Origin of the sequence: Gluconobacter sp. Dm-62 (assembly GCF_018256155.1) — a bacterium.
Lineage (GTDB): Bacteria > Pseudomonadota > Alphaproteobacteria > Acetobacterales > Acetobacteraceae > Gluconobacter.
The window spans coordinates 177,560-199,297 of the sequence record NZ_JAERLY010000003.1; the positions used below are offsets into that span (position 1 = coordinate 177,560).

Annotated in this window: 19 protein-coding genes and 2 tRNA genes; 11 read left to right on the plus strand and 10 right to left on the minus strand. The window is 59.6% G+C overall.

Features of this window, described 5'->3' with window-relative positions:
* Positions 1-4 precede the first annotated feature (4 nt).
* Positions 5-79: transfer RNA gene (locus JK202_RS05540), tRNA-Gly, on the plus strand.
* A gap of 164 nt (positions 80-243) precedes the next feature.
* Positions 244-1,620 carry an FAD/NAD(P)-binding protein gene (locus JK202_RS05545; RefSeq protein ID WP_211559009.1) on the plus strand — a complete coding sequence of 459 codons (1,377 nt, stop codon included), beginning with the start codon at positions 244-246 and terminating at the stop codon, positions 1,618-1,620.
* 9 nt (positions 1,621-1,629) lie between these two features.
* Here the strand turns inward: JK202_RS05545 and JK202_RS05550 are convergent, their stop codons facing one another.
* The 4 genes from JK202_RS05550 to JK202_RS05565 form a co-directional block, all read right to left on the minus strand.
* Positions 1,630-3,081: a carbohydrate porin gene (locus JK202_RS05550; RefSeq protein ID WP_408872143.1), complete on the minus strand. Its 1,452-nt coding sequence runs from the start codon at positions 3,079-3,081 to the stop codon at positions 1,630-1,632.
* Between the two features lie 376 nt (positions 3,082-3,457).
* Complete coding sequence (gene ppa, locus JK202_RS05555) at positions 3,458-3,979, minus strand: inorganic diphosphatase (RefSeq protein ID WP_062030065.1); 522 nt, start codon at positions 3,977-3,979, stop codon at positions 3,458-3,460.
* A gap of 173 nt (positions 3,980-4,152) precedes the next feature.
* Positions 4,153-4,554 (minus strand): alcohol dehydrogenase subunit III, encoded by a 402-nt coding sequence (gene adhS / locus JK202_RS05560; protein WP_211559014.1) that lies wholly within the window; start codon positions 4,552-4,554, stop codon positions 4,153-4,155.
* A gap of 142 nt (positions 4,555-4,696) precedes the next feature.
* Positions 4,697-6,916, minus strand: coding sequence for an FUSC family protein (locus tag JK202_RS05565; RefSeq protein WP_249199693.1), 2,220 nt, complete (start codon positions 6,914-6,916; stop codon positions 4,697-4,699).
* A 167-nt stretch (positions 6,917-7,083) separates the two neighbouring features.
* Here JK202_RS05565 and JK202_RS05570 point away from each other — a divergent pair.
* The 4 genes from JK202_RS05570 to JK202_RS05585 all read left to right on the plus strand — a co-directional run bounded on the left by JK202_RS05570 (position 7,084) and on the right by JK202_RS05585 (position 9,930).
* Positions 7,084-7,157: transfer RNA gene (locus tag JK202_RS05570), tRNA-Ile, on the plus strand.
* Positions 7,158-7,233: 76 nt separating this feature from the next.
* Positions 7,234-8,913: an energy-dependent translational throttle protein EttA gene (ettA, locus tag JK202_RS05575; RefSeq protein ID WP_211559016.1), complete on the plus strand. Its 1,680-nt coding sequence runs from the start codon at positions 7,234-7,236 to the stop codon at positions 8,911-8,913.
* A gap of 77 nt (positions 8,914-8,990) precedes the next feature.
* Positions 8,991-9,488: a GNAT family N-acetyltransferase gene (locus tag JK202_RS05580; RefSeq protein ID WP_211559018.1), complete on the plus strand. Its 498-nt coding sequence runs from the start codon at positions 8,991-8,993 to the stop codon at positions 9,486-9,488.
* A gap of 100 nt (positions 9,489-9,588) precedes the next feature.
* On the plus strand, positions 9,589-9,930 hold the full coding sequence (locus JK202_RS05585; RefSeq protein WP_349291827.1) for a pilus assembly protein N-terminal domain-containing protein: 342 nt from the start codon (positions 9,589-9,591) through the stop codon (positions 9,928-9,930).
* Positions 9,931-9,975: 45 nt separating this feature from the next.
* On the opposite strand, the gene JK202_RS05590 is transcribed toward JK202_RS05585, so the two are convergent.
* Positions 9,976-10,569, minus strand: coding sequence for a phospholipid-binding protein MlaC (locus JK202_RS05590; protein ID WP_211559020.1), 594 nt, complete (start codon positions 10,567-10,569; stop codon positions 9,976-9,978).
* Positions 10,570-10,579: 10 nt separating this feature from the next.
* Entirely contained in the window at positions 10,580-11,398 is an 819-nt protein-coding gene (locus tag JK202_RS05595; RefSeq protein WP_211559022.1) for a VacJ family lipoprotein, read from the minus strand.
* Positions 11,399-11,714: 316 nt separating this feature from the next.
* Between JK202_RS05595 and JK202_RS05600 the strand changes: the two genes are divergently transcribed.
* A complete protein-coding gene (locus JK202_RS05600; RefSeq protein ID WP_211559024.1) occupies positions 11,715-12,875 on the plus strand; it encodes an aldose epimerase family protein in 1,161 nt (386 codons plus the stop codon).
* Positions 12,876-12,933: 58 nt separating this feature from the next.
* On the opposite strand, the gene cysE is transcribed toward JK202_RS05600, so the two are convergent.
* From cysE to JK202_RS05615, 3 genes are read right to left on the minus strand one after another with little or no spacing between them, the layout of a single operon-like run.
* Entirely contained in the window at positions 12,934-13,686 is a 753-nt protein-coding gene (gene cysE / locus JK202_RS05605; RefSeq protein WP_211559026.1) for a serine O-acetyltransferase, read from the minus strand.
* Between the two features lie 26 nt (positions 13,687-13,712).
* Complete coding sequence (locus tag JK202_RS05610; protein ID WP_211559028.1) at positions 13,713-14,930, minus strand: UbiH/UbiF/VisC/COQ6 family ubiquinone biosynthesis hydroxylase; 1,218 nt, start codon at positions 14,928-14,930, stop codon at positions 13,713-13,715.
* 54 nt (positions 14,931-14,984) lie between these two features.
* On the minus strand, positions 14,985-15,662 hold the full coding sequence (locus JK202_RS05615; RefSeq protein WP_211559030.1) for a hypothetical protein: 678 nt from the start codon (positions 15,660-15,662) through the stop codon (positions 14,985-14,987).
* A gap of 291 nt (positions 15,663-15,953) precedes the next feature.
* On the opposite strand from JK202_RS05615, the gene JK202_RS05620 reads away from it, so the two are divergent.
* The 4 genes from JK202_RS05620 (at position 15,954) to JK202_RS05635 (ending at position 19,628) form a co-directional block, all read left to right on the plus strand.
* A complete protein-coding gene (locus JK202_RS05620) occupies positions 15,954-17,189 on the plus strand; it encodes a mechanosensitive ion channel family protein (RefSeq protein WP_249199694.1) in 1,236 nt (411 codons plus the stop codon).
* A gap of 147 nt (positions 17,190-17,336) precedes the next feature.
* The gene (locus JK202_RS05625) at positions 17,337-17,675 is read left to right on the plus strand and encodes a P-II family nitrogen regulator (protein ID WP_024716650.1); all 339 of its coding nucleotides are present in this window, start codon (positions 17,337-17,339) and stop codon (positions 17,673-17,675) included.
* The gene (locus JK202_RS05630; protein ID WP_283091780.1) at positions 17,675-19,033 is read left to right on the plus strand and encodes an ammonium transporter; all 1,359 of its coding nucleotides are present in this window, start codon (positions 17,675-17,677) and stop codon (positions 19,031-19,033) included. The genes JK202_RS05625 and JK202_RS05630 overlap by 1 nt, the downstream gene beginning before the upstream one ends.
* Before the next feature lie 73 nt (positions 19,034-19,106).
* Positions 19,107-19,628, plus strand: a complete 522-nt coding sequence (locus tag JK202_RS05635; RefSeq protein WP_211559032.1) for a hypothetical protein — start codon at positions 19,107-19,109, stop codon at positions 19,626-19,628.
* Between the two features lie 125 nt (positions 19,629-19,753).
* On the opposite strand, the gene JK202_RS05640 is transcribed toward JK202_RS05635, so the two are convergent.
* Positions 19,754-21,622 carry a DUF6119 family protein gene (locus tag JK202_RS05640; protein WP_211559034.1) on the minus strand — a complete coding sequence of 623 codons (1,869 nt, stop codon included), beginning with the start codon at positions 21,620-21,622 and terminating at the stop codon, positions 19,754-19,756.
* Positions 21,623-21,738 lie beyond the last annotated feature (116 nt).

The following is a 21,738-nucleotide window of genomic DNA, read 5'->3' on the forward strand; positions in this document are numbered from 1 at the left end:
GAGTGCGGGCGTAGCTCAGGGGTAGAGCACAACCTTGCCAAGGTTGGGGTCGTGGGTTCGAATCCCATCGCCCGCTCCAGAAATTTTCCTAAAAGATGAGAAATTACTGTTCGTCGCCTGTTTCGGGCGATGGATTTCTGCGTTCGGTCAGCGCTTTCGAGAGCGTCTGTTACGAAACGTCCCGCTCAGTTGCCTGCGTTTCGGCCATGCTTCCCTGGCGATCCTGTGGAGAAAAACGGCAGCATGTCCCCTTCAGACCGGCCTCTCATTGCCATTATCGGAGGCGGGGCCAGCGGAACGTTGCTCGCCTGGAACCTGAGCCGGCTGCAGGCTCAGGCGCGGGTCGTCGTCATCGATCCTGCCGACCGTCCTGCGGTCGGGTTGGCCTATTCCACGCTGTCTCCGTGCCATTTCCTGAATGTTCCTGCGGCCGGCATGAGTGCGGATGCCAATGATCCGGAGCATTTCCTGCGCTGGCTCCGCGTGCATCATGATCCGGAAGTCACGCCCGCTCAGTTCATGCCCCGCGCCGTGTTCGGGCAGTATCTGTCCAGCCTCTGGGCCGAGATGCGCCCGGAATGGCGACAGACACGGGTTCTGTCGTACCAGCGTGTCGCCGGACGGCTGGAACTTGCGCTTGGGGACGGAGACATTCTGCGGGCGGATCAGGTTGTGCTGGCCACCGGGAATTTCGGACCTGCGCCAGTGGCCCCTGTGACGCCGGCCCTTGTTTCAAGCGGGCGGTATCATCCGTCGGGCTGGGATAACGGGTTTTATGATGCGATCACGCCCGAGGAGTCTGTTATCCTGATTGGAACGGGGCTGACCTCCCTCGATGTCCTGATGCGATTGCGGGAAAATGGCCATCGCGGGAACGTTGTGGCGCTGTCCCGTCATGGCTGGTGTCCGGAGCGTCATGCGTCGTCCGTTCCCGCGAAAACGGAAATCATTCCAGTCGGCACGCCTGCGACGGCGCGGGCATATTTTAGGGCGTTCCGGGACAGTCTGGCTGATGGAACAGACTGGCGCAGTGCAGTCGATGCGCTGCGTCCGCGGATCAATCCATTATGGCAGGCGCTGGATCTGGCGGAGAAGAAGCGCTTCCGGCGGCATCTTCAGAGACGCTGGGATATCGTGCGGCATCGCATAGCGCCTGAAGTGGCGGATTTCATGGTGGCAGAACTGGAAAGCGGGACGCTGGACTGCCGGCGGGGGCAGGTGACGCGTCTGAGGCTGCATGACGGCCAGGTGAGGCTTGAAGCGCGCACGAAAGCCGGATTGTTCGCTCTGTCGGCGGATCATGTGGTGAACTGCACGGGACCGAGCCGGGCCTATCGGCAGATGCAGGATGCCCTTCCCCGCAGACTTCTCGAAGACGGGGAGGTGCGGGAGACCGCACTGGGTGGTCTGCACTGCCTTGAGGATGGGTCCCTGACGGACGCGTCCGGGCATTGCTCCGGAGATCTGTTCGCGATTGGGCCCATGCGCTGGGGCACATTGTTCGAAACGACGGCTATTCCGGAAATCCGGAAGCAGGCGGCGGATCTGGCTGTTTTGTTGAGAGATCGCTGCATCCGTGATGTCCGGGAAGCCTCGTGTAAAACGGCGCTTCCCGGATAACGGCAGGGCTTAGAAGAACTGGATGTGGCTCTTGAAGCCGAGCATCGCCGCGTCTTTCAGGGCCTTCTGCGCGCCTGGGCGGAAGAAGTACTGGAAGTCAGGCGCGAAGGTGATGCCGCGCATCACATGGATGCGGTAGGTCGCTTCGAGTACCTCACCAAATGTCTGCGGCGTCAGCGAGCTGGCCATGAGAGGAAGTCCATACATGGCCTGCAGACGTTCCGTTGCCGTGGCGTTCTTGGCGACGCGGACATAGGTAAAGTTGACACCAATCGTATCCAGCGGACGCGCTGCCCAGAATCCGCTGTCGATCAGACCTGCGGAATACTGCTGCGCTCTGAGCTGGGTGCGGGGGCTGTTGGCATACATACCTCCCAGCAGGATCAGGCCTGCATCGGCATTGCCCTTGACGTGATGGCGCAGAACCATCTGATCCGCCAGAGCCCAGGCCGACCAGGAATAGTTTACGGTACGGGCAGCCAGACCGCTGATGGCGTAGGGCTGACCATTTACATCGTAGTAGTTGTCCTTGTGGGGCGCATTGTCGATCGCATAACCGACCTTATAGTGGCCGGGCAGCTTGTCTTTGCCGAACAGCGGTTCCCAGCCTGCTTCCACGGGAATGGCTTCGCCATGGATGTCCGCGCCGTTGAACTTGAAGCCCGTACGGTACTGTGTGTTGGCGTAAATGCCGGCCTGCGAGAAATAGACGCCCGTCTGGATGTAGGTGCTGGTGGTCGGGCGTGTTCGCACGCGGAAAGCCCAGCTTGCATCCGGATAGGATGAATGGGTGATATTGTCGGAAGATGCTTTCGGGTTTCCGCAGAACGCGTTGTTCTGGAAGGTGCAGTACAGCGGGCTGGCCGAGAAATCGTTCAGCAGTGGAATACGACCGCCCGCCAGATCCACGCGGCCTTTGGCAATCGTCTCTTCCGCATAGACATAGACGAGATGGACGACCACGTTGCCACCGGCGCCGTAGATTTCGGAGCTCGGGTTGAGGTTGTCACCGAACATGCGGCTGCCGGGGATGCCGTACCGGCCTACGACGAGTGCATGGGTCGAGAAGCCGCGCACATTGGCAAGCTTTTCCCAGTCGATATCGTTCTCAAGGCTGTACTGGCCAGCATTGCTGCTGCCCTGACGCAGGCCATAGCCCTTGGTCGGGCTGGTGATGGCGCCCGAGAACTCGTTGGTCGTATCCATCATGATGGCCACCCCCCGGTCCCGCAGCCAGGTGTTCCAGCCGAACGGATCGGTCAGGATAGCTTCGGGGTGCGGCAGGGGTGGGACCCATTCATTGCCGAAATAGATCTGGTTCAGGGGCGTGTTGACGCGCTCGCTGGGGAGTTCCGAGTTTTCGGAAGGCCAGACGACTGGCGGATTGGCCTGCTGGGGTGCGGTGACCTGGATCTGCGTGACCTTCTTGGCTGGACTATAGGTCTGGGCCGTTGTGGGCATCAGGCTCACACTTGAACCGGTGCCGGAGGTTGATGAGGTCCGTGCGGTGCTCTCCTGAGCTGTGGTGCTTGTGGCTCCAAGGCTCTGGGCAAGTGCGCAGGAGGGAAGAACTGTGGCCAGGCAGAAAACTGCGTGGAGGTGGACTCGAGACAAGCCGCTGATTCCTTGGAAAGCAGGTTAGCATTGTCGAGATAACACGCATTTAGCGTTAAAGATCATGAAATAATGTTACTTGTATCATTAAATCTGACAAATATATGTGATATTGAACGAGGAAACCCCTGTTTCCGTGGGGAAACAGGGGTTTTCTGAAGCGAGCCATCAGGACTTCGGCCAGAGCAGGCGCGAAAGGGCGCCTCTAGACCGGGGCCGGGGCTTACTTTGCGGCGGCGACGGATGCCATGATGACTTCGCCAGCTGCAGCCTTGTCAGCCCAGCCCGTGACCTTGACCCACTTGTTGGGTTCCAGATCCTTGTAGCGCTCGAAGAAATGCGTGATCGCCTTCTTCGTGATTTCCGGCAGGTCGTCCACGGAATGGACGTTGGTGAACTGCGGATGCACCTTGTCGTGCGGGACGCAGATGATCTTCTCGTCCTGTCCGCTTTCGTCTTCCATCTTCAGCATACCGATCGGACGGGCACGGATCACGGCACCCGGGACGACAGCGGACGGCGTCAGGACAAGGGCGTCAGCCGGGTCGCCATCGGCGGCCAGCGTGCCCGGAATGAAGCCGTAGGCAGCCGGATAGGCCATCGGCGTGAAGAGGAAACGGTCAACGACGAGGGCGCCGCTGTCCTTGTCCACTTCGTACTTCACCTGCGAACCCTGCGGGATTTCGATGACGACATTGATGTCGTTGGGCAGGTCCTTGCCGGGCGAGATCTTGGAAACGTCCATGATGTTCATGTCCTGAACTGTTTGGAGAGGCGGGGATATTACCGGCGCCCGGGGGCTCTGCCCAGTGCGGAAAGGCAGAAGTGCGGTCCGGCGATATATGGTGGCCATAAAAAAGCTCCCCATACCGTCGGGTATGGGGAGCCTCTGAAGCTCCGTGTCCTGTAAACCAGGACTCAGAGCATCGGCTGTGCGGCCTTGACGGCGGCGTGACAGGCAGCACGGCGGTCGTCTTCATTCGTGTAGGCCACGAGGTAGTAGCGCTTGCCGTTGCTGTCAAAATAGCCAGCGCTGCCAAGGGCATAGTCGGGACTGCCGACCGTCTGCTCGGTGGCCTTGTACTTATCGCTCAACCCGTAAAGGACAGGGTTGCCTTCATCGTAGGACACATACTGCAGTTCGATGCAGTAGTTCATGATGCCTGCAAGGTTGGCGGGCGAAACGCCCGTGAAGTCCTTGCCGGGCGTACCCTGCACGGCCGGCGGGGGCGGGGGGGACTGTTCCTGTGCCATGGCAGCCTGGGAAGCCAGACCCAGCCCGAGGGCGAGGCCGAGGACGGGCACGATACGACGAAACATCACGGTATCCTTAGTTCTGAAACCCTGTCGTCCGCGGTCACCCGCGGCTGAAAACGAACAATTCCTCCGTTTCCCGCAAAAGGGAAGTGTGTTGCAGAACATTTCTTCGTGATCAGTTCGTGAGGATTGTGTCAGGTGGGGTTTATCCGGTGGATTCAATCTCGGCAGACTGCACGGAAGGATCGAAATACGGGCTGCTGGCGTCAAAGAAGATGCGGTTTGTGTCCAGCTCCGTGGCGATGACGTCCAGACTGGTCAGGGCGGCGATCAGCACGAAGCGCTCGCGGGGGCGGTCTTCGTCGCGTTCACAGGTCCGCAGCCGCAGAATCGCGAGTTTCGTGGCCCGGAGCGTGCGGCCGTAATGTCCGTGATAGCGGCCGCTGAAATGGCTCATGCGGCCCATGACGAGTGCAAGCGCCTGTCTGGCATCGACGCCCAGTCGCGTGTCACGGCGAATGGCCTGAAGGCGCAACAGATTGAGCATCACGCGCATCCCCGACAGGATGCCGGTCAGATAGGCCTGAATGACGGGTGACGGCGTCGAGCCGGAATTGGTCATAAGGCGGACGAAGCGGTCCACGTTTCGCGACACCACACTATCTACTGTTTCCTGCGCCTGTCCGTTTGCGATGCGATGCAGGTCCCGCAGGATGTTCTCGCGCATGGTCCAGCGCTGATGGGCCGGATCGTAGGGCAGGAACACCCGGTACATCCACGAAGCGTAAAGCAGACCCAGAACCAGCGGCAGGGCCGTGTTGAAATAGACGATTTCGTCGGTTTTCGCCTGATTGGACGGGCCGATCAGGATGGGCAGGAACAGGTTGTAGGACACGGCCGGAAGCGTCAGGGGCGGATAGGCAAAGGCCAGACCGCCGATCATCATCGCAAGGCCCGACCACATGCCGAGCATCTCGAAAGTGGTGGATTTGCCCATCAGGGCCAGATTCAGGATGCCCGCCGCGACGACTGCACAGCATGCGCCGCGCAGGAACGCCTGTGTGGCCAGCGCCGGGCGTTCCAGTGTGGAGAACAGGCTGCACACGATGCAGACGAACATGATGAAGGTCAGTCCGCTGGGCCAGGCGGTGCAGATCCAGATCAGTCCGGCGCCAAAAACCGTGACGGAAGAGCGCAGGCTGTTGGTGATGGCCTGCTGCCAGTCGCGGTAGGAGCGGATCGGCGCATGGAAATGGTCGTGCGGCTGCGGGTGGCGGCTGGCTTCGAACTGGGTCAGGGCCATGCGGAGGGCGTCGATCAGTTCGACGAGGGCCTGCTGGAGCATCCCGTGGCGCAGGACGGCTTCGCGCGCGGCGTCGTCCGGCTGGATGGTGCTGAAATCGAGGACCACTTTCTGGCGGCACTGACGGCGCAGGGCCAGCAGATCGGCCAGAATGGCGCTCATGCTCTCCGTCCCTTCCAGCCGGGCCGGAAGTTTCACGAACACATCGCGAATGGCTTCCGCTTCGCGATGGAACATGTCGTCCTGACTGAGGGGCAGGCGCATAAGGGTCGCGAGATCGAGCGCGCGGGCCAGAAGGACCGCGATGTCTGCCAGTGCGGCACGGGCATGGTCTCCGGCATGGTCACGGCGGCCAAGTTCGACTTCGGCGAACTCCACCTGATCGCCGAGTGTCGTGATCTGGGTGAAGATGGTCTGCACGTTCTGCATCGCCCCTTCCTTGCCGACAAGGATACCGGCAATGGCGGTCAGGGCAGGTTTGAGCGTGTCTTCAAATGTGCTGGCGAGCTGATGGCGCGTGCGTTTGGTCAGGCCGAGCTGGAACAGTCCGGAAATCGAGGCTTCGAGCACGATCCCCAGCAGGATATACGTGGCGCGGGACATCGCGATGGCGAAGATGTGGTGCGGGTCCGCGATGCCGTCGAGCGAGACAATGGCGTAGGTGAAGCCTGAGGCCCGCATGCCGTGGATGCGGTAGTTCGTCATCGACGCCGGGCCCGGCATGAACGTGCCGATCATGCAGAACGCGCCGATCCCCCCTGCGAGCAGGAGGATGAACATGAGCGGCGCCTGCGGAAAGGCTGCGACCAGTGTAATGCCGCTGATGACGCCGACCACCATGCCGAACAGATGCCACTTGGCTTTCGCAAGGCTGCGTCCGCGGGTGCCCTGCGCGACCATCCAGACGGTCAGGGCGGCCCATTGCGGGCTGCCCAGTTCCATCCACAGGGCAATGCCAAGCGCAAGGAGAGAGGTGCAGGTGGTCCGGAGCGCATATCCGGCCATGACCGGATCGGGAGCGTAGAGCCATCGCAGTTTGCGAATAAGCGCGACCGGCCCGGCCAGTATCATGTCAGATGGGTACTGCTGGGTATTTTCGCGGTATGTGCAGGCATCGGACATCCCTTCGGGCAATACGGACCAGTGAGGCCATCTCGCAACGGCAGCAAAGGTCGCCTGAACGGCCTTTAGGGAACGGGAAGGCGTGACACACTAACTTAAAAAGACACATTCCACCATGTCGGCCCTTGCAAAAAGACCCGAGTTGGGCGATTTCGGACTGCACCCGCGCGCCTGTAGCTCAATTGGTTAGAGCCGGCCGCTCATAACGGCTTGGTTGGGGGTTCGAGTCCCTCCGGGCGCACGGTGTGCCAATCTGATTTCTGCGGGACATCTGTTCTGCTTCTTCCCCGCCCATCCACCGATTGAGGAGACCTCCCATGGCCGCCTACCAGTACGTCTATGTCATGAAGGACCTTACCAAATCCTATCCGGGTGGGCGTGAAGTCTTCAAGGGCATTACCCTGTCCTTCCTGCCGGGTGTGAAGATCGGTGTGCTGGGTGTGAACGGCGCGGGTAAGTCCACGCTGCTCAAGATCATGGCCGGCATCGAGAAGGAATATGGCGGTGAAGCCTGGGCCGCCGAAGGCGCGCGCATTGGCTATCTCGAACAGGAGCCCAAGCTCGACGAGACCCTGACGGTCGGCGAGAACGTGGCTCTGGGTTTCGGTGAGCTGAAGAGGGCCGTGGACCGCTTCAACGAGATCTCGATGAAGTTCGCCGAGCCGATGTCCGACGACGAGATGACGGCCCTTCTGGCCGAGCAGGCCGATCTTCAGGAGAAGATCGATGCCGGCGACGGCTGGGAGCTGGACCGCAAGCTCGAAATCGCGCTCGACGCCCTGCGCTGCCCGTCCGCCGACAGCCCGGTGACGAACCTCTCGGGTGGTGAAAAGCGCCGCGTGGCCCTGTGCCGCCTGCTGCTTGAAAAGCCTGAAATTCTGCTGCTTGATGAGCCGACCAACCATCTCGACGCCGAGAGTGTGAGCTGGCTCGAAAAGACGCTGCGTGACTACGCCGGGACCGTCATGGTCATCACCCATGATCGTTACTTCCTGGACAACGTCACCAACTGGATCCTCGAAATCGAGCGTGGCCGTGGCTATCCGTTCGAAGGCAACTACTCGTCCTGGCTGACCCAGAAGCGCAAGCGTCTGGCCCAGGAAGAGAAGGAAGAAAGCTCCCGCCAGCGTGCCCTCGCGGCCGAGCAGGAGTGGATTTCCAGCTCGCCCAAGGCACGTCAGGCCAAGAGCAAGGCCCGTATCACGAAGTATGAGGAAATGCTGGCCGCCAATGCCGAGCGCGCAGGCGGCACGGCGGATATCGTCATTACGCCGGGCCCGCGTCTGGGTGGCACGGTCATTGAAGCCGAGAACCTCAGCAAGGGGTATGGCGATCGTCTGCTGATCGACAACCTGAACTTCAAGCTGCCGCCAGGTGGCATCGTGGGCGTCATCGGGCCGAACGGCGCGGGTAAGTCCACGCTGTTCAAGATGATCACGGGCGATGACACGCCTGATGGCGGCTCGCTCAAGATCGGCGAGACGGTGAAGCTGGGTTACGTTGACCAGTCCCGCAACACGCTCGATGACAACAAGACCGTCTGGGAAGAAATTTCCGGCGGTACGGACGTCATCCAGCTTGGCAAGCGCACGGTTCCGTCCCGCGCTTATGTGGGCGCGTTCAACTTCAAGGGCTCCGACCAGCAGAAGCGCGTTGGCATCCTGTCGGGTGGTGAGCGTAACCGCGTCCATCTGGCCAAGATGCTCAAGAAAGACAGCAACGTCATTCTGCTCGATGAGCCGACCAACGATCTTGACGTCGATACGCTGCGTGCCCTCGAAGACGCTCTGGCGGATTTCGCAGGCTGCGCCGTGATCATCACCCATGATCGCTGGTTCCTTGACCGTCTGGCCACGCATATCCTCGCGTTCGAGGGTGACAGCCATGTCGAGTGGTTCGAAGGCAACTTTCAGGATTACGAAGCCGACAAGCGCCGTCGTCTGGGCCCGGATGCCACCGAACCCGGCCGCATCAAGTACCGCCCGCTGGCCCGCTGATCCGGCCTTTTCCGTTCAGCGGACGGGTATAATGCCCGCCTGCTGAACGCGTGTGCTGAAGGCCCGGGGAGAGCTGCGTGCTGGGGCGTGAAATCCGAACCGCCCGGCTTGTCCTGACTCCGGTCAACTGGCCGGACCTTGAAGACATGATTTCGCTCAAGGGCGATGCAGGTGCGTTTGCCAAAATGCTTGGCGGCGTGCGCAACCGGACCACGACCGAACAGGAAATGGCGGAAGACGTCAGCTTCTGGGCCCGGCGTGGCGTGGGTATTTTTGCCATCCGTGAAAATGGCCGCTTTGTCGGCATAACCGGCGTTCACGATCGTCCCGACGGGCGCGGCCTTGGGCTGCGCTTTTCCATTTTCCCCTGGGCTGCCGGGCGCGGAATCGCCCGTGAAGCAGCTGCGGCCGCTCTGCGCTATGTTCTGGATACGGGCGAGAAGCGGATCGTAGCCGTTGCGCGGGAAGACAATCTGGCATCCCGTACGGTTCTGGGCAGCATTGGCCTGCATCCTGCTGAGACGTTCCAGCGGGATGGCGATACGATGCTTCTGTACGAGATCACTGCTGACTGACGCGCGCCCGCGGATGCCCCTTACGGTTGTCTTCGCGGAATTGCGCGACTATTCCTGACAAATCGAAACGGTATGTCATAATCAGGACAGGGAATTTCTCGTGAAGCTTGCGAATATCTGCTCATGCGCTTTAGGGCTGGGCGTCCTGATTTCGGCGCCCCAGGCTTCGGCCGAGATTTCAAAGCCTGTGGAAAGTGTTGTCAACGGCATGCATGTCGTGGACAGGATGATCGTGCTTCAGGTTGGGGGCAGCGAAATCGCGGCACTTCCGCCGAATGTGCAGTCAGCTTCCACATCCGTTCCAGATGTTCTGAGCATCAACCTCGTTTCCCATCAGGTGGCAGAGATCATGGCTCGGAAGGAAGGGCGAACGGACGTTCTGTTCAGTGGCCGCGACACCATTTACCGGTATCACGTTACGGTCCAGCGCCCACAACACTGATGGAAGACGCAGGACCGGCGTGACCGGCGGTCCTGCGTTCTGGATTTACTGGTGGTGGTTGAGCTGACGCTCGAGTGCCGCGTTCAGTGCGTCCACATCACCGTTATGACGGGCGAGGTAGGAGCTGTAATCGCCGCGCTGGTTCATGCGCAGGCTGGCTCCTTCGCCATACATGTCCACGACCTTGGGCGGGTTGCCGCCGATGATCAGCTGCATGTTGACTTCCGGCTGGCCCGGACGGTCGATCAGCGCATTGACGCGCTCGCCTTCCGGCGTGGCCGTCGTCGTCGTGACGCGGAAGCTCACACCCTGATAGTTGCCGATCTGGTCCGTGATGGTGTTCACCAGCACCTGATCGAACAGGGAGATGTACTTGTCACGCTGGGCCTGGGTTGCCGTCCGCCAGTACTTGCCGAGGCAGTAGCGGCCGATCCCGGTGATGTCGACATTCTCCTTGAGCAGCGGGAGAACCTCTTTTTTCTTTTCGTCCAGCGACTTGCCCGAGTTGACGACGCCGGCCAGACGCCCACCGAAGGAGTTCACGAAATCCGTCGCCGTGCTGGCGTGAGCGGCCCCTGTTGCAACGGCGAGGGAGACGACGGCACCAAGAACAGTGCGGCGCGAAAATACGTTGAACATGTCGTTGTCCTCAGTTGTACCAGTCGGGAGTGGTTGCGCGGTCATCGCCCTTGATGGTGTCGATCTGGCTCTGACGGTTCTGCTGCCACGCGCTCCGGATATAGGAGTACGGGTCCAGACTGTCCTGTTCAAGATGGTCGATCTGGTCGATGGAGCTGGCGTAGCCTTCCATGGTCCCGGCCACGTTGTAAGCCCAGTTGAAGGTTAGCAGATCATAGCCGCGGGGCACATAGTTGATCGGCGTCAGACCCTGGCTGATGCCGTAACCGATGCCATCGCGGATATTGGTCGGCCCGACGAACGGCACGAACAGGTAGGGACCACCCGCCACGCCCCAGGTGCCCAGCGTCAGGCCCGGATCGGTTTCATGCTGCTTGTAGCCCACGAGGCCGGCTACATCGAAGAAGCCACCCACACCAGCGCTCATGTTGATGGCAAAGCGCATGAAGGCGTCTCCGGCGCGGCGCGGCTTGCCCGCACCGACATCGGAAAAGAACACCGCAGGCTCGCGCCAGGTTTCATTCACGTTCGCAATGGAATGACGCACGGGCTTGGGAACGGCCCAGATCCAGGCCTTGCCCACCGGGCGCAGAACCTTGTGATAGGCCCACATCTGGATGTTGTACATCTTGCGGTTTGCGGGCTCGTAGGGGTCGTTGGCGGCTTTGTAATCCGCTAGGTCGTCCGGATCTGTCGGGGGAGGATTGCGCAGCGAACCGCAGGCTCCCAGCGTCAGCAGGGCAAGCGCGCCTGCGAGAGCCCGGCCACGCCGTGACACACGACGCGTGCGCGTCTCCCGGATTTCGTTGTCGTCCTGCCGAAAGTCCATAACCATCCCCAAAATACCCTCCCCGGCCCAGTGCTCACGAAGAAGTCACCGGAAAACGGAAATTTTCGTAATCCGTTCCCTGCAGGACTCCATGAACCCCAATTGGCCACGCGCCATCCGTCGCGGAAAACTGCGGAGGGGCGTAGTCATAACGTATCCTCCGATAGCGTGCATCCCTGTATGTCTGCAAATGCTGGCCGTTTGAAGAGGACGTGCGCTTTAACGATCCAGTTGGTCTTCCGCCGCTTTCCGGGCTTTGACCCCTTGGGATTTTTGGGATCAGTGTGGCCTCAACTCAACACCCGGGAGGTTTTCAATGTCCAGATTCTTCGGTTCAAGGAGCGCTCTTCTCGCGACTGTCGCAGCACTTTCCGTAAGCGCTGGCGTGGCACAGGCGCATCCCACTGTTGCAAGCCAGCCCTGGGGCAGCACGCCGGACGGCAAACCCGTGCGGATCGTAACCCTGAAAAACGGTCTCGGCACGACGGCCCGCGTCATCACCTATGGCGGCATCATCCAGTCCGTCGAGACGCCGGACCGTGAGGGGCATGTCCAGGACGTGGTTCTCGGGTTCGACAACCTGAAGGGCTACACGGTCGATAGCGCGAAGGGTGGTTTGTTCTTTGGCGCCATTATCGGCCGCTATGCCAACCGTCTGGCGGCCGGGACTTTCCCCGTTGAAGGCAAGACGTACCATACGGACATCACTGCCCCGCCCAACGCGCTGCATGGTGGCAAGAAGGGCTTCGACAAGAACGCCTGGACGATCGAAAAGACCGGCACCAACGCCAATGGCGCGTATCTGACGCTCAAGCTCGTCAGTCATGACGGTGATCAGGGCTTCCCCGGCACGCTGACGACGCATGTGACCTACACGCTGGGTACGGATAATGCCCTGTCGCTGCATTATGTCGCCACGACCGATGCGCCGACGGTTCTGAACCTGACGAATCACAGCTACTGGAACCTGAACGGTGAGGGTTCGGGCTCCATCGAGCCGGAAATCCTTCAGATCAACGCTGATGGCTTCACGCCGGCCGACGCCACGTCCATCCCGACCGGCCAGATCGCCCCTGTCGCCGGCACGCCGCTGGACTTCAGCAAGCCGACCGTTATCGGGGATCGTCTGCGCAGCAACGATCAGCAGATGATGTATGCGCGTGGCTATGACATGAACTGGGTCGTCAACGGGCCGTATGGTCAGACGCCGCGTCTGGCTGGCAAGGTCTATGATCCGCGTTCGGGCCGCAGCATGGAGATCCTGACGAACCAGCCGGGGCTTCAGGTCTATACGTCCAATTCGCTGGATGGTGGGTATGCCGGGGTGTCCGGTCATGCCTATCGTCAGGGCGATGCGATTGCGTTCGAGGCCGAGCACTACCCCGACAGCCCGAACCACCCGTCTTTCCCGACGACCGAGCTCAAGCCGGGCCAGACGTTCGATTACACAACGACGTTCAAGTTTTCGAACAAGTAAGACACAACAGGGTCCAGGGCGTAGGCCCCGGACCCTGTTTTTTCTTTAAGCCAGGCCTTCAGGCTGGCCGGGGCGTGCTGCCCACAATCCGTGCCGGATTGCCGACCGCTGTGGAATAGGCCGGGATGTCTTCCAGCACTACAGAGGCCGCGCCGATCCGGGCATATTCCCCAATGACGAGACGCCCGAGGATGCGTGCGCCTGCGCCGATCATGGCGCCGCGACGCACGATGGGGTGACGGTTGCCGCTCAGCTTGCCCGTACCACCCAGCGTAACATCCTGAAACAGCGAAACATCGTCTTCGACGATGCTGGTTTCGCCAATGACGATGCCTGTTCCATGATCAATGCTCAGCCGCCGTCCCAGACGGGCCGCGGGGTGAATGTCGATGGCGAACAGCTCGTTGATCCGGCTCTGGAAATGATGGGCCAGATGCTGGCGACCCTTCGTCCAGAGATGGTGCGAAATCCGGTAGGCCTGAAGCGCCTGCCATCCCTTGAAGAACAGGAAGGGTGTGACGAGGTCCGGACAGGCCGGGTCGCGGTCATAGGTCGCGAGAATGTCCGCCGCCGCTGCTTCCGCAATGTCGGGATCGGCACTCAGGATCGAGGCGACGAGACGGGTAATGCTGGTCGCCGGGATGGAGCGGTCCGCGAGTTTGGTGCCCAGCAGGGACGCCAGCGCGGACGGGAAGTCCGGATGATCACCGATATTGGTGGAAAAGACGTCCTGGATCAGCGGGTCATGGCAACTGCAGGCCTGGGACTGCATGTCCTTCCAGAAGGCTGTGAGATCCGACGTTCGGTCCATTCTGGATATCTCTTCGGCTACTCCTGTCATACGCCCATGGCCTTCTGCACAAACGCCCGGCGCAGGGCAGGGAAACGCTGAACGCCCGCGATACCGATATCGCGCAAGCGGCGCAGAATGGGATTGTCGTTTCCGAACAGGCGCTCAAGTGCATCCGTTGCGGCGAGCATGGCCATGTTGCCGGGGCGGGTGTTGCGCTGATAGCGGACCAGAAGCTCGCGGCTTCCCATGTCCCTGCGATTGCGATGGGCCTCGATCAGCAGCTCGGCGAGTGAAATCACGTCCCGGAAGCCGATGTTCAGGCCTTGCCCTGCGATCGGATGAATGCCGTGTGCTGCATCGCCTGCGAGCGCTAAGCGCGGGCCGATATAGCTCTGGGCGTACTGGGCTGAGAGCGGATAGATCCAGCGACGGCCGGTCGGGGTGATCTCGCCCAGATCCTCGTCCGCCATGCGGGCCTTGATTTCGCGGGCAAAAATTTCGTCCGGGAGGTCATGGAAGCGCTGCGCGCGGCCTTCGCCTTCGGCCCAGACGATGGCGGAGCGATGCGGGTGTTCGGCCGTGCCGGGCATGGGCAGGCGCGCGAACGGACCTTCGGGCAGGAAGTGCTCGAGGGCCACGCCGTGATGCGGCTTTTCATGCGCGATCGTCGCGACGATGCCGTATTCATTATAGGGGATTTTGGTCAGGCCGATCCGTGCCTGACGGCGCAGTGGGGAACGACGTCCTTCCGCGGCCACGGCGAGCTTTGCCGTAACGGTTTTGCCCGAGGCCAGACGGATGGAGACATGATCCGGATGGAACGTAAAATTCCCCAGATCCGGTGCCAGCACATCGAGGCTGTCATACTGCCTCAGCGTCTGGTTAATCGCCAGCCGAAGGTCCCGCGCTTCGACCATCCAGCCGAAGCTCTGGCCTTCGGGGGCGTCTTCTGGGCCGAAATGCAGTGTCAGCGGGGAGGGCGCTTCATGGGGGCGTCCGTCCGCAACCCGGATCTCATGGATCGGCTGGGCCACGTTGGGCAGATTGTCCCAGATTCCGGCGTCGGCCAGCATCCGTCGGGAGCCTTCCGCAATGGCATAGGCCCGGCCGTCCAGAGCGGGATCTTCCATGCCGGGCAGGGCGCTGCGGTCGATGAGCAGGACGCGCACGCCCTCTGCCGCCAGACGACACGCCAGCGTGGCGCCCACAGGGCCGGCGCCGTTGATGCAGAGGTCGTAATGGGTTTTTTTCATCGTACTCATCTCCCTGCCCCTGTCCTACTCCCGCGGCGGTGTGAGCGGAAGGGGGCGCGCGCGTTACGATCCGCAGCGCGCCTGCCGCAACTGAACCAGCGCCAGAGCGGCCCGATGAAACAGCCGGTCCGGATGGTCCTGGCAATATTGCACAAGAAAAATCTGATCTTCCCTGACGAATTCTGGTGTCAGGGAAAACGTCATGACCGGCTTGCCGTCCTGGTATCGGACGGCATTTATGGCTGTGACCAGCCCAAGATACCACTGGTAGAACATGAGCCCATCCTGCGTTCCAGAAGCCGCCATGGCCTTCGTGAAGTTTGCGCAGGGATTGCAGCCAATGCCGTAGGCCACTGCTCCCGGCTGGGGAGCAGGGCCGCTTTCGTCTACGACCAGCTTCCCATGTTCATCCAGATCATAACGTTCGCCGTTGTCGCCTATGACGATTGCGTTCAGCTTGCGGCTGATCTGGACCATTTTGAGCATCTGGTGTTCGTCCGGATACTTGTAGATGATGTTGCCACCGCACCACGAGAAAAACGTCCCATGCGGGGCCTTTTCAGGGTGGGGATGGGCCAGCCATTCGCCGTCACAGGAGGGGTACTTCCGGGGATCTGCCGAGGGGACGAAACAGAGCTCGTCATCGCGCTGGATGACGTCAAACCATTCCTCCAGCGTCAGGCCGCGGCCTGGACGTCCTGTCCAGACGGAATCTCGGGTAATACTGAGGTCATAGCCCATGAATGCTCCTGAAGTCCGCAAACTATAGCGTTAAAGAAAGACAAGGAGATGCGTGTCCCCCAAAGTCAATCGAGATACTGAAAACGTTCCTGGCTGGAAAATTTCACTCAGGCTGCCATCGTTGTGCTTTACTGTCATCCGTCGAAAGAGAATTTTCTTTCGATAATTTCGTATGACTGCCGGATGGCAGGGAACAATTCATTCCCGGTGATGTTCTGTCCTGCGTCATCGTGATCATCCGCGGGAAAAGGCGGATTCTGAATACGCAGGGGAAAGGGAACCGCAGGCCGTATGATTGAACATTCCTACGTCAATTCCATGAGCCGGGTCGGGCATCTGCTGGACTGGCTGCCCGCGCCGCTGGGCTCGATCCTGCTGCTGATGCTGGCTGCCGGGATTGCGATGCTGTTCAGCCGGGTCATTACGGACGCCCTGCCGCGCCTGCCGGGTCTGCGCCGCATCCAGTTCATTCACGCCATCATCGCGCGCCTGCGCACGACCATCCGCAATTTCCTGATCATCATTGCCGTCAGTGCCGCCCTTCAGGCCACGACCGGCTTTACCGATGCGACGACTGCCTTTCTCGAACAGATGTTCCTGTGCCTGTTCATTCTCAATCTTGGCTTCGGCATCATCAAGACGTTCCGTCTGCTGACGGACCAGTACCTCAACCGGATCAGCGCCAAGGAACATACGGACGACATCACCGCCCGCTCCCATCAGACGCAGATCCGCGTCCTGCGTCGCCTGATCGAGATTTCGTTCGGTGTGCTGACGGTCGCATCCTCCCTGATGGTGTTCCATTCGGTCCAGAAATTCGGCGTCTCGCTGTTTGCTTCGGCCGGTGCGGCCTCCCTGATCGTTGGTCTGTCCGCACGACCGGCTCTGACGAACCTTCTGGCCGGCATCCAGATCGCCGTCACCCAGCCGATCCGCATGGAGGACATGCTGATCCTGAACGGCGACTGGGCGTGGGTTGAGGAAATCAATGCGACCTATGTTGTCCTTCGCACATGGGATCGCCGCCGCTACATCGTGCCGATCTCGTACTTCCTCGAGAACCCGTTCCAGAACTGGACGCACAGTTCGCCGTCCCTGATCTGTTCGCTGTTCCTGTGGCTGGATTACCAGACGCCGGTCGAGCGTCTGCGGGAGATCTATTTCGAGGAACTGGCCAAGTGCCCCGACTGGGATCAGGACAAGACCTCCATCGGCTGTCAGATTGCGGACAGCAATGCGCAGGTCATTTCCATCCGTCTGATCGCGGGTGCCGCGGATGCGAACGGGATGTGGAATCTGGGCTGCGACATCCGCGAGCGCATGCTGCGCCGTCTGCGCACCGAAATGCCGGAATGTCTGCCGCGTGGCCGTACCGCCATCGTCTCCGGCACGCCGGACCAGAATCCCTGGCCGGACAACCTGGTCTCGCCGCCGGTCAATCGCCCGCAGGATGGTCCCTATCGCGGCCCGGATATGCCTGCGACCCCACCCGCTGTCCCTCCCGGCGGGATGCCCGGGCGTCCCTGAGACGAAGCGTTTGGGCAACAGCCCCGTTCGTTCAGGGAAATTTCAGTGAAAACGGCACGAACGGACTGCCAATATCATTATGAGACTGGCATGATCTGGGGCATACTCTGATACAGATTGCCAGACCGCAACGAGGATATGCCGTTCGTGAAGCTCGTTACTGCCATCATCAAACCGTTCAAGCTTGATGACGTCCGCGAAGCCCTGACCCCGCTTGGGGTGCAGGGTCTGACTGTTACCGAGGTCAAGGGTTTTGGCCGCCAGAAAGGCCAGACCGAGATCTATCGTGGCGCCGAGTATCACGTCAGCTTCCTGCCCAAGCTCAAGATCGAGGTCGCCGTTTCCGACACGATCGCCGAGGACGTGATCGAAGCCATCATGACCGCAGCCCGCACCGGCAAGATCGGTGACGGCAAGATCATGGTGTCCAGCCTCGATCAGCTCATCCGTATCCGTACGGGAGAAACCGGCGAGGGCGCTCTCTGATGGCCGGCTGTGCGCTGAAGCGCTCCGCATTTTCCATCGCAGCGGGCACCGCCATCCTCCCTGCAATCGCCCACGCCGCACCTGCCGCTGCCCCCATCGATACGGGCGATACGGCCTGGATGCTCGTCAGCACGGCTTTCGTGCTGATGATGACCATCCCGGGTCTGGCGCTGTTCTATGGCGGCATGGTCCGCAAGAAGAACGTGCTGGCGACGCTGATCCAGTCTTTCATGATCTGCTGCATCGGCAGTCTGGTCTGGATGATCGCCGGATACAGTCTGGCGTTCTCGACCGGTTCGCCGTGGATCGGGGACCTGTCGCGCGCCATGCTGCGTGGTGTTGCGGACAATTTCCATGAGGGTGTCGATTCCGCCTTCACGCTCGGTGCAGGCACGCCTGCCGCCGTGCCGATGACGATCCCCGAGAGCGTCTACATGATGTTCCAGATGACGTTCGCCGTCATCACTCCTGCCCTCATCACGGGTGCCTATGCCGAGCGCATGAAGTTCTCTTCCATGTGCCTCTTTACGGTAGCCTGGCTGCTGCTCGTCTATGCCCCGGTTGCACACTGGGTCTGGAGCCCGACCGGCTGGGTCGCGGGGCTTGGCGCGGTGGATTTTGCGGGTGGTACGGTCGTGCACATCAATTCCGGTGTGGCCGGTCTGGTCTGCGCGATCATTCTCGGTCGGCGCAAAGGCGTTGGCACGGAAGACCTGTCTCCGTTCAATCTGACCTACGCCATTATTGGCGCATCGCTGCTCTGGGTTGGCTGGTTTGGCTTCAATGCCGGGTCCGCGCTGGGCGCCAATGGCCGCGCGGGCATGGCCATGTTGACGACGCAGGTGGCAGCCGCCGCGGGCGGCGTGGCTTGGATGGTTGTCGAATGGGCCCGTACGGGCAAGCCGACGGCTCTGGGCATCATTTCGGGTGCGGTGGCCGGTCTGGTCGCCATCACGCCGGCCGCAGGTTTTGTCCTGCCGGGCAGCGCCGTTCTCATCGGCCTGATCGCCGGTGCGGGATGCTTCTGGAGCGCCACCTGGCTCAAGCATCGCTTCGGGTATGACGACAGCCTCGATGCGTTCGGCGTTCACGGAACGGGCGGCATCATCGGTGCGATCCTGACCGGCGCATTCGCCTATGGTCCGCTTTCGGCGACAGCGTCCAACCCGGCCGGGACGGTCGCCAGTGTCCATCAGGTCGTGGCGCAGGCCGAGGCCGTGGGTGTGACGGTGGTCTGGTGTGTTATCATGACGACGGTGATTCTGAAGGTTCTGGATCTGGTGATGGGCCTGCGGGTCTCGCCGGAAGAGGAACTTGAAGGTCTCGATACGGTTCTGCACGGTGAGCGCATCAACTGAGTGCGCGTATCCGGCGGTCAAGCTGCGGGGGGCTGTCATCTCCCGCCGATTTCAGAATGAAGGTTCTTTCTGCATGACGTTTACAAAAGCCTTTTCGGGCCTTTCCCTCGCGGCACTTCTGGCCGCCGGTCTGAGCGTTGCTCCCGCCCATGCCATGACCGCCAAGGAATGCCATGCCGCGTTCAAGACGGCCAAGCAGAACGGCTCCCTGAACGGCCAGTCCTACAAGTCGTTCAAGGCCGCGAGCTGTGGTGACACGTCCAACGCTGCTGCCCCGGCGGCCGCATCCGGCGCAACCCCGACGACCACGGCAACGCCTGCGGCTCCCGCAACGGCCGCAGGACCGGATTCCTCTCCGGCCGGGACAAAGGCGCCGATCGCTCCGAAGGCTTCCGTTGCGTCTTCAGGCAACGTCGTGTTCCCGACGGCCATCTCGCCGGAGTTCAGCAAGCTCTCCGCCGGCAAGGCCCGTCAGAAGACCTGCGTAGCCCAGTACAACGCTAACAAGGCCAATGGCGGAAACGGTTCGCTGAAATGGATCCAGAAGGGCGGCGGCTACTGGTCGCAGTGCAATTCACGTCTCAAGGGTGAATGAGCATCGCTTTTCAGAAAAGGCTCCTTCCTTCGGGAAGGGGCCTTTTTTATTTGATCATTTTTCCTGCAGGCATGATTATTTTTGCAGTAACCACAATTTTCTGTCGCTTGAAAATTAATAGTTTCTTAATCAACACGTTCGCACGGCCAAGTATGATGTGAAGAGAGAGAGTCGTCAGATATATTTAGTCTTAGGCGGTAACGCGTGCCTACGGCGCTCTCTTTAATGGTCTTTGGGCATCGTTTGATCGGTACAGTCGTATTCAATCCTTGGCCTGGGCAAGCCTTGACTTCGTTTCCGTGGGCACCAGCGTGTACCTCGACCAGATATTGTTGATGCTTATCGTGACCGCCTTTCTCCAGACTTTGATCGGGAATAAAGGTGAGTGCACAAGGCACACGCATCATGTCTAGGCGTTGCATATTGCGCATCAGGCTAATCTTTGAAAACAAGGGGAGATTGTCCGAGTGCGCTGCAGGGTTTTTATGGGTTATGATCCCGAAAACGACCCTAAAATCATAATGGTCAAACGGTTTATGATAGATTGCCTGATCGTTCGCACCCAGCCGATCGGTCACAAGCTGCTTCATTTTGTTGCGTGATGTTTCCTCCAATTTGATTAGCTCAATGGAATTCACGCCTCGATTGAACAAATGGCTCAAATGAGAGGAGCGTGTTGAAATTTTGATATGGTATAGTGAGGCCCGATAATCGCTCATCGCCTCCACGTCGACTGAGACGCTGTAGAGATCGCACGGTTCGATATTCGTGCTACCCGCAGGGTTAATATCTGTCTGATCGAGACAGATAAAGCGGCTTTGCCAGCTAGGAACTGCTGCATTGTAGTTGCCCTCGCTATAAACTGCTTTTCTGTCTTTCACTCCGTCATGGTTATATGAACAAAGATCAGTAGCTTCACACTTCGCATCTAGATAAGTCTTGAGTCGCTCGACGAAGCTAATCTGGGCTTTGAACCAGTCTCCTTCGTTGAAATGGTAAAGCACCTGCATATCGCTTGGGTGTACATCGAAAATAAGGCTGCGATAGAAGCCATAGGAACGTCCGAGCACGCCTTCTACATCGGTTAGCACCATGCGGAAAGATTTCAACTGCTCTAGTGTGAGTGCTTCGAAATCGAAGTCATCGCCAAGGTAATCGTAGAACGCCTGCAGTGAGATGTCAGGGTAAATGTCACTTTGTCCTACAGGTCCATTAAACATACAGCAAGTGTTGTCTCGATAATCGACGATATCGGGAACTGCTAGCGTCGTGTTTCCATCGCGTTTTTTAATCGAATCCAGAAGCAGCGCATCAAGCTTATCTATCTCCGTTGGATCCTTTATCGGCACAATATTTTGAATATTTGGAAATGAAGACTTGTAGTCGTCGCTCTCATAAAGCGCCAGAAGCGTCTCACAACGTGTCGTCAGTTCACTTGGAGCGATCTTCATACTGATCTTCAGGCTCGCTGAGCCAGTAGCTGTAGTGAAAAGTTCTTTGTACTCCTTCCGCACCTTGCCTGTCAGACTCTTGATGATTTCGCTGTTACCGTCGAAATCTAGATAGGTTAGCTCGGTGGATATCGGTACTTGTGTGCGCTTGCGACGTGCTGGCCCCGGTTCGATCATGTCCGCGCTTTTTAATTCTTGAGGATCAAGACTGTTCAGCGTTACGCGCAGCCCAAAGTCATACTCGTAGGCTTCATCTTTTAGGTAATGGAATACGTGCCCAAACGATAAAGCGAAGCAACGCTCTTCGACAGGCAGGAAGAGCAAGGCACCCTTGAACTGTTGCCACAGATCTTCTTGCACACCGAAATAATCACGCCACCAAGGCTGTTTGCGCTGTGCGTCTAGAATGTACAGTTTTGATCCTACAGGCAGCTTTGTCGCCCCGTCTGCCTCTATCAGATTGTGACTGTCCGTCAAAGCATTCGTGCAATCGAAATTCTCCTTTAGCAAATAGATGGAGAACGAGCGTGTCTTCTCACTCATAAATCCTCTTTTGTCGACTTTTGCAAAATTCAATGGGTAGTATGTACGAAATCAAATGTTTTGATTGGAAAGTGACATTAGCATTCAATAGGTGTTTCGACCATTTTTTTGAATTG

What these genes read in the sequence shown, in the direction of transcription:
- JK202_RS05545 (WP_211559009.1), top strand. Translation starts at nt 244, where the DNA reads ATGTCCCCTTCAGACCGGCCTCTCATTGCCATTATCGGAGGCGGGGCC.
- JK202_RS05550 (WP_408872143.1), bottom strand. Translation starts at nt 3,081, where the DNA reads ATGCCCACAACGGCCCAGACCTATAGTCCAGCCAAGAAGGTCACGCAG.
- ppa (WP_062030065.1), bottom strand. Translation starts at nt 3,979, where the DNA reads ATGGACGTTTCCAAGATCTCGCCCGGCAAGGACCTGCCCAACGACATC.
- adhS (WP_211559014.1), bottom strand. Translation starts at nt 4,554, where the DNA reads ATGTTTCGTCGTATCGTGCCCGTCCTCGGCCTCGCCCTCGGGCTGGGT.
- JK202_RS05565 (WP_249199693.1), bottom strand. Translation starts at nt 6,916, where the DNA reads ATGTCCGATGCCTGCACATACCGCGAAAATACCCAGCAGTACCCATCT.
- ettA (WP_211559016.1), top strand. Translation starts at nt 7,234, where the DNA reads ATGGCCGCCTACCAGTACGTCTATGTCATGAAGGACCTTACCAAATCC.
- JK202_RS05590 (WP_211559020.1), bottom strand. Translation starts at nt 10,569, where the DNA reads ATGTTCAACGTATTTTCGCGCCGCACTGTTCTTGGTGCCGTCGTCTCC.
- JK202_RS05595 (WP_211559022.1), bottom strand. Translation starts at nt 11,398, where the DNA reads ATGGACTTTCGGCAGGACGACAACGAAATCCGGGAGACGCGCACGCGT.
- JK202_RS05600 (WP_211559024.1), top strand. Translation starts at nt 11,715, where the DNA reads ATGTCCAGATTCTTCGGTTCAAGGAGCGCTCTTCTCGCGACTGTCGCA.
- cysE (WP_211559026.1), bottom strand. Translation starts at nt 13,686, where the DNA reads ATGGACCGAACGTCGGATCTCACAGCCTTCTGGAAGGACATGCAGTCC.
- JK202_RS05610 (WP_211559028.1), bottom strand. Translation starts at nt 14,930, where the DNA reads ATGAGTACGATGAAAAAAACCCATTACGACCTCTGCATCAACGGCGCC.
- JK202_RS05615 (WP_211559030.1), bottom strand. Translation starts at nt 15,662, where the DNA reads ATGGGCTATGACCTCAGTATTACCCGAGATTCCGTCTGGACAGGACGT.
- JK202_RS05620 (WP_249199694.1), top strand. Translation starts at nt 15,954, where the DNA reads ATGATTGAACATTCCTACGTCAATTCCATGAGCCGGGTCGGGCATCTG.
- JK202_RS05630 (WP_283091780.1), top strand. Translation starts at nt 17,675, where the DNA reads ATGGCCGGCTGTGCGCTGAAGCGCTCCGCATTTTCCATCGCAGCGGGC.
- JK202_RS05635 (WP_211559032.1), top strand. Translation starts at nt 19,107, where the DNA reads ATGACGTTTACAAAAGCCTTTTCGGGCCTTTCCCTCGCGGCACTTCTG.
- JK202_RS05640 (WP_211559034.1), bottom strand. Translation starts at nt 21,622, where the DNA reads ATGAGTGAGAAGACACGCTCGTTCTCCATCTATTTGCTAAAGGAGAAT.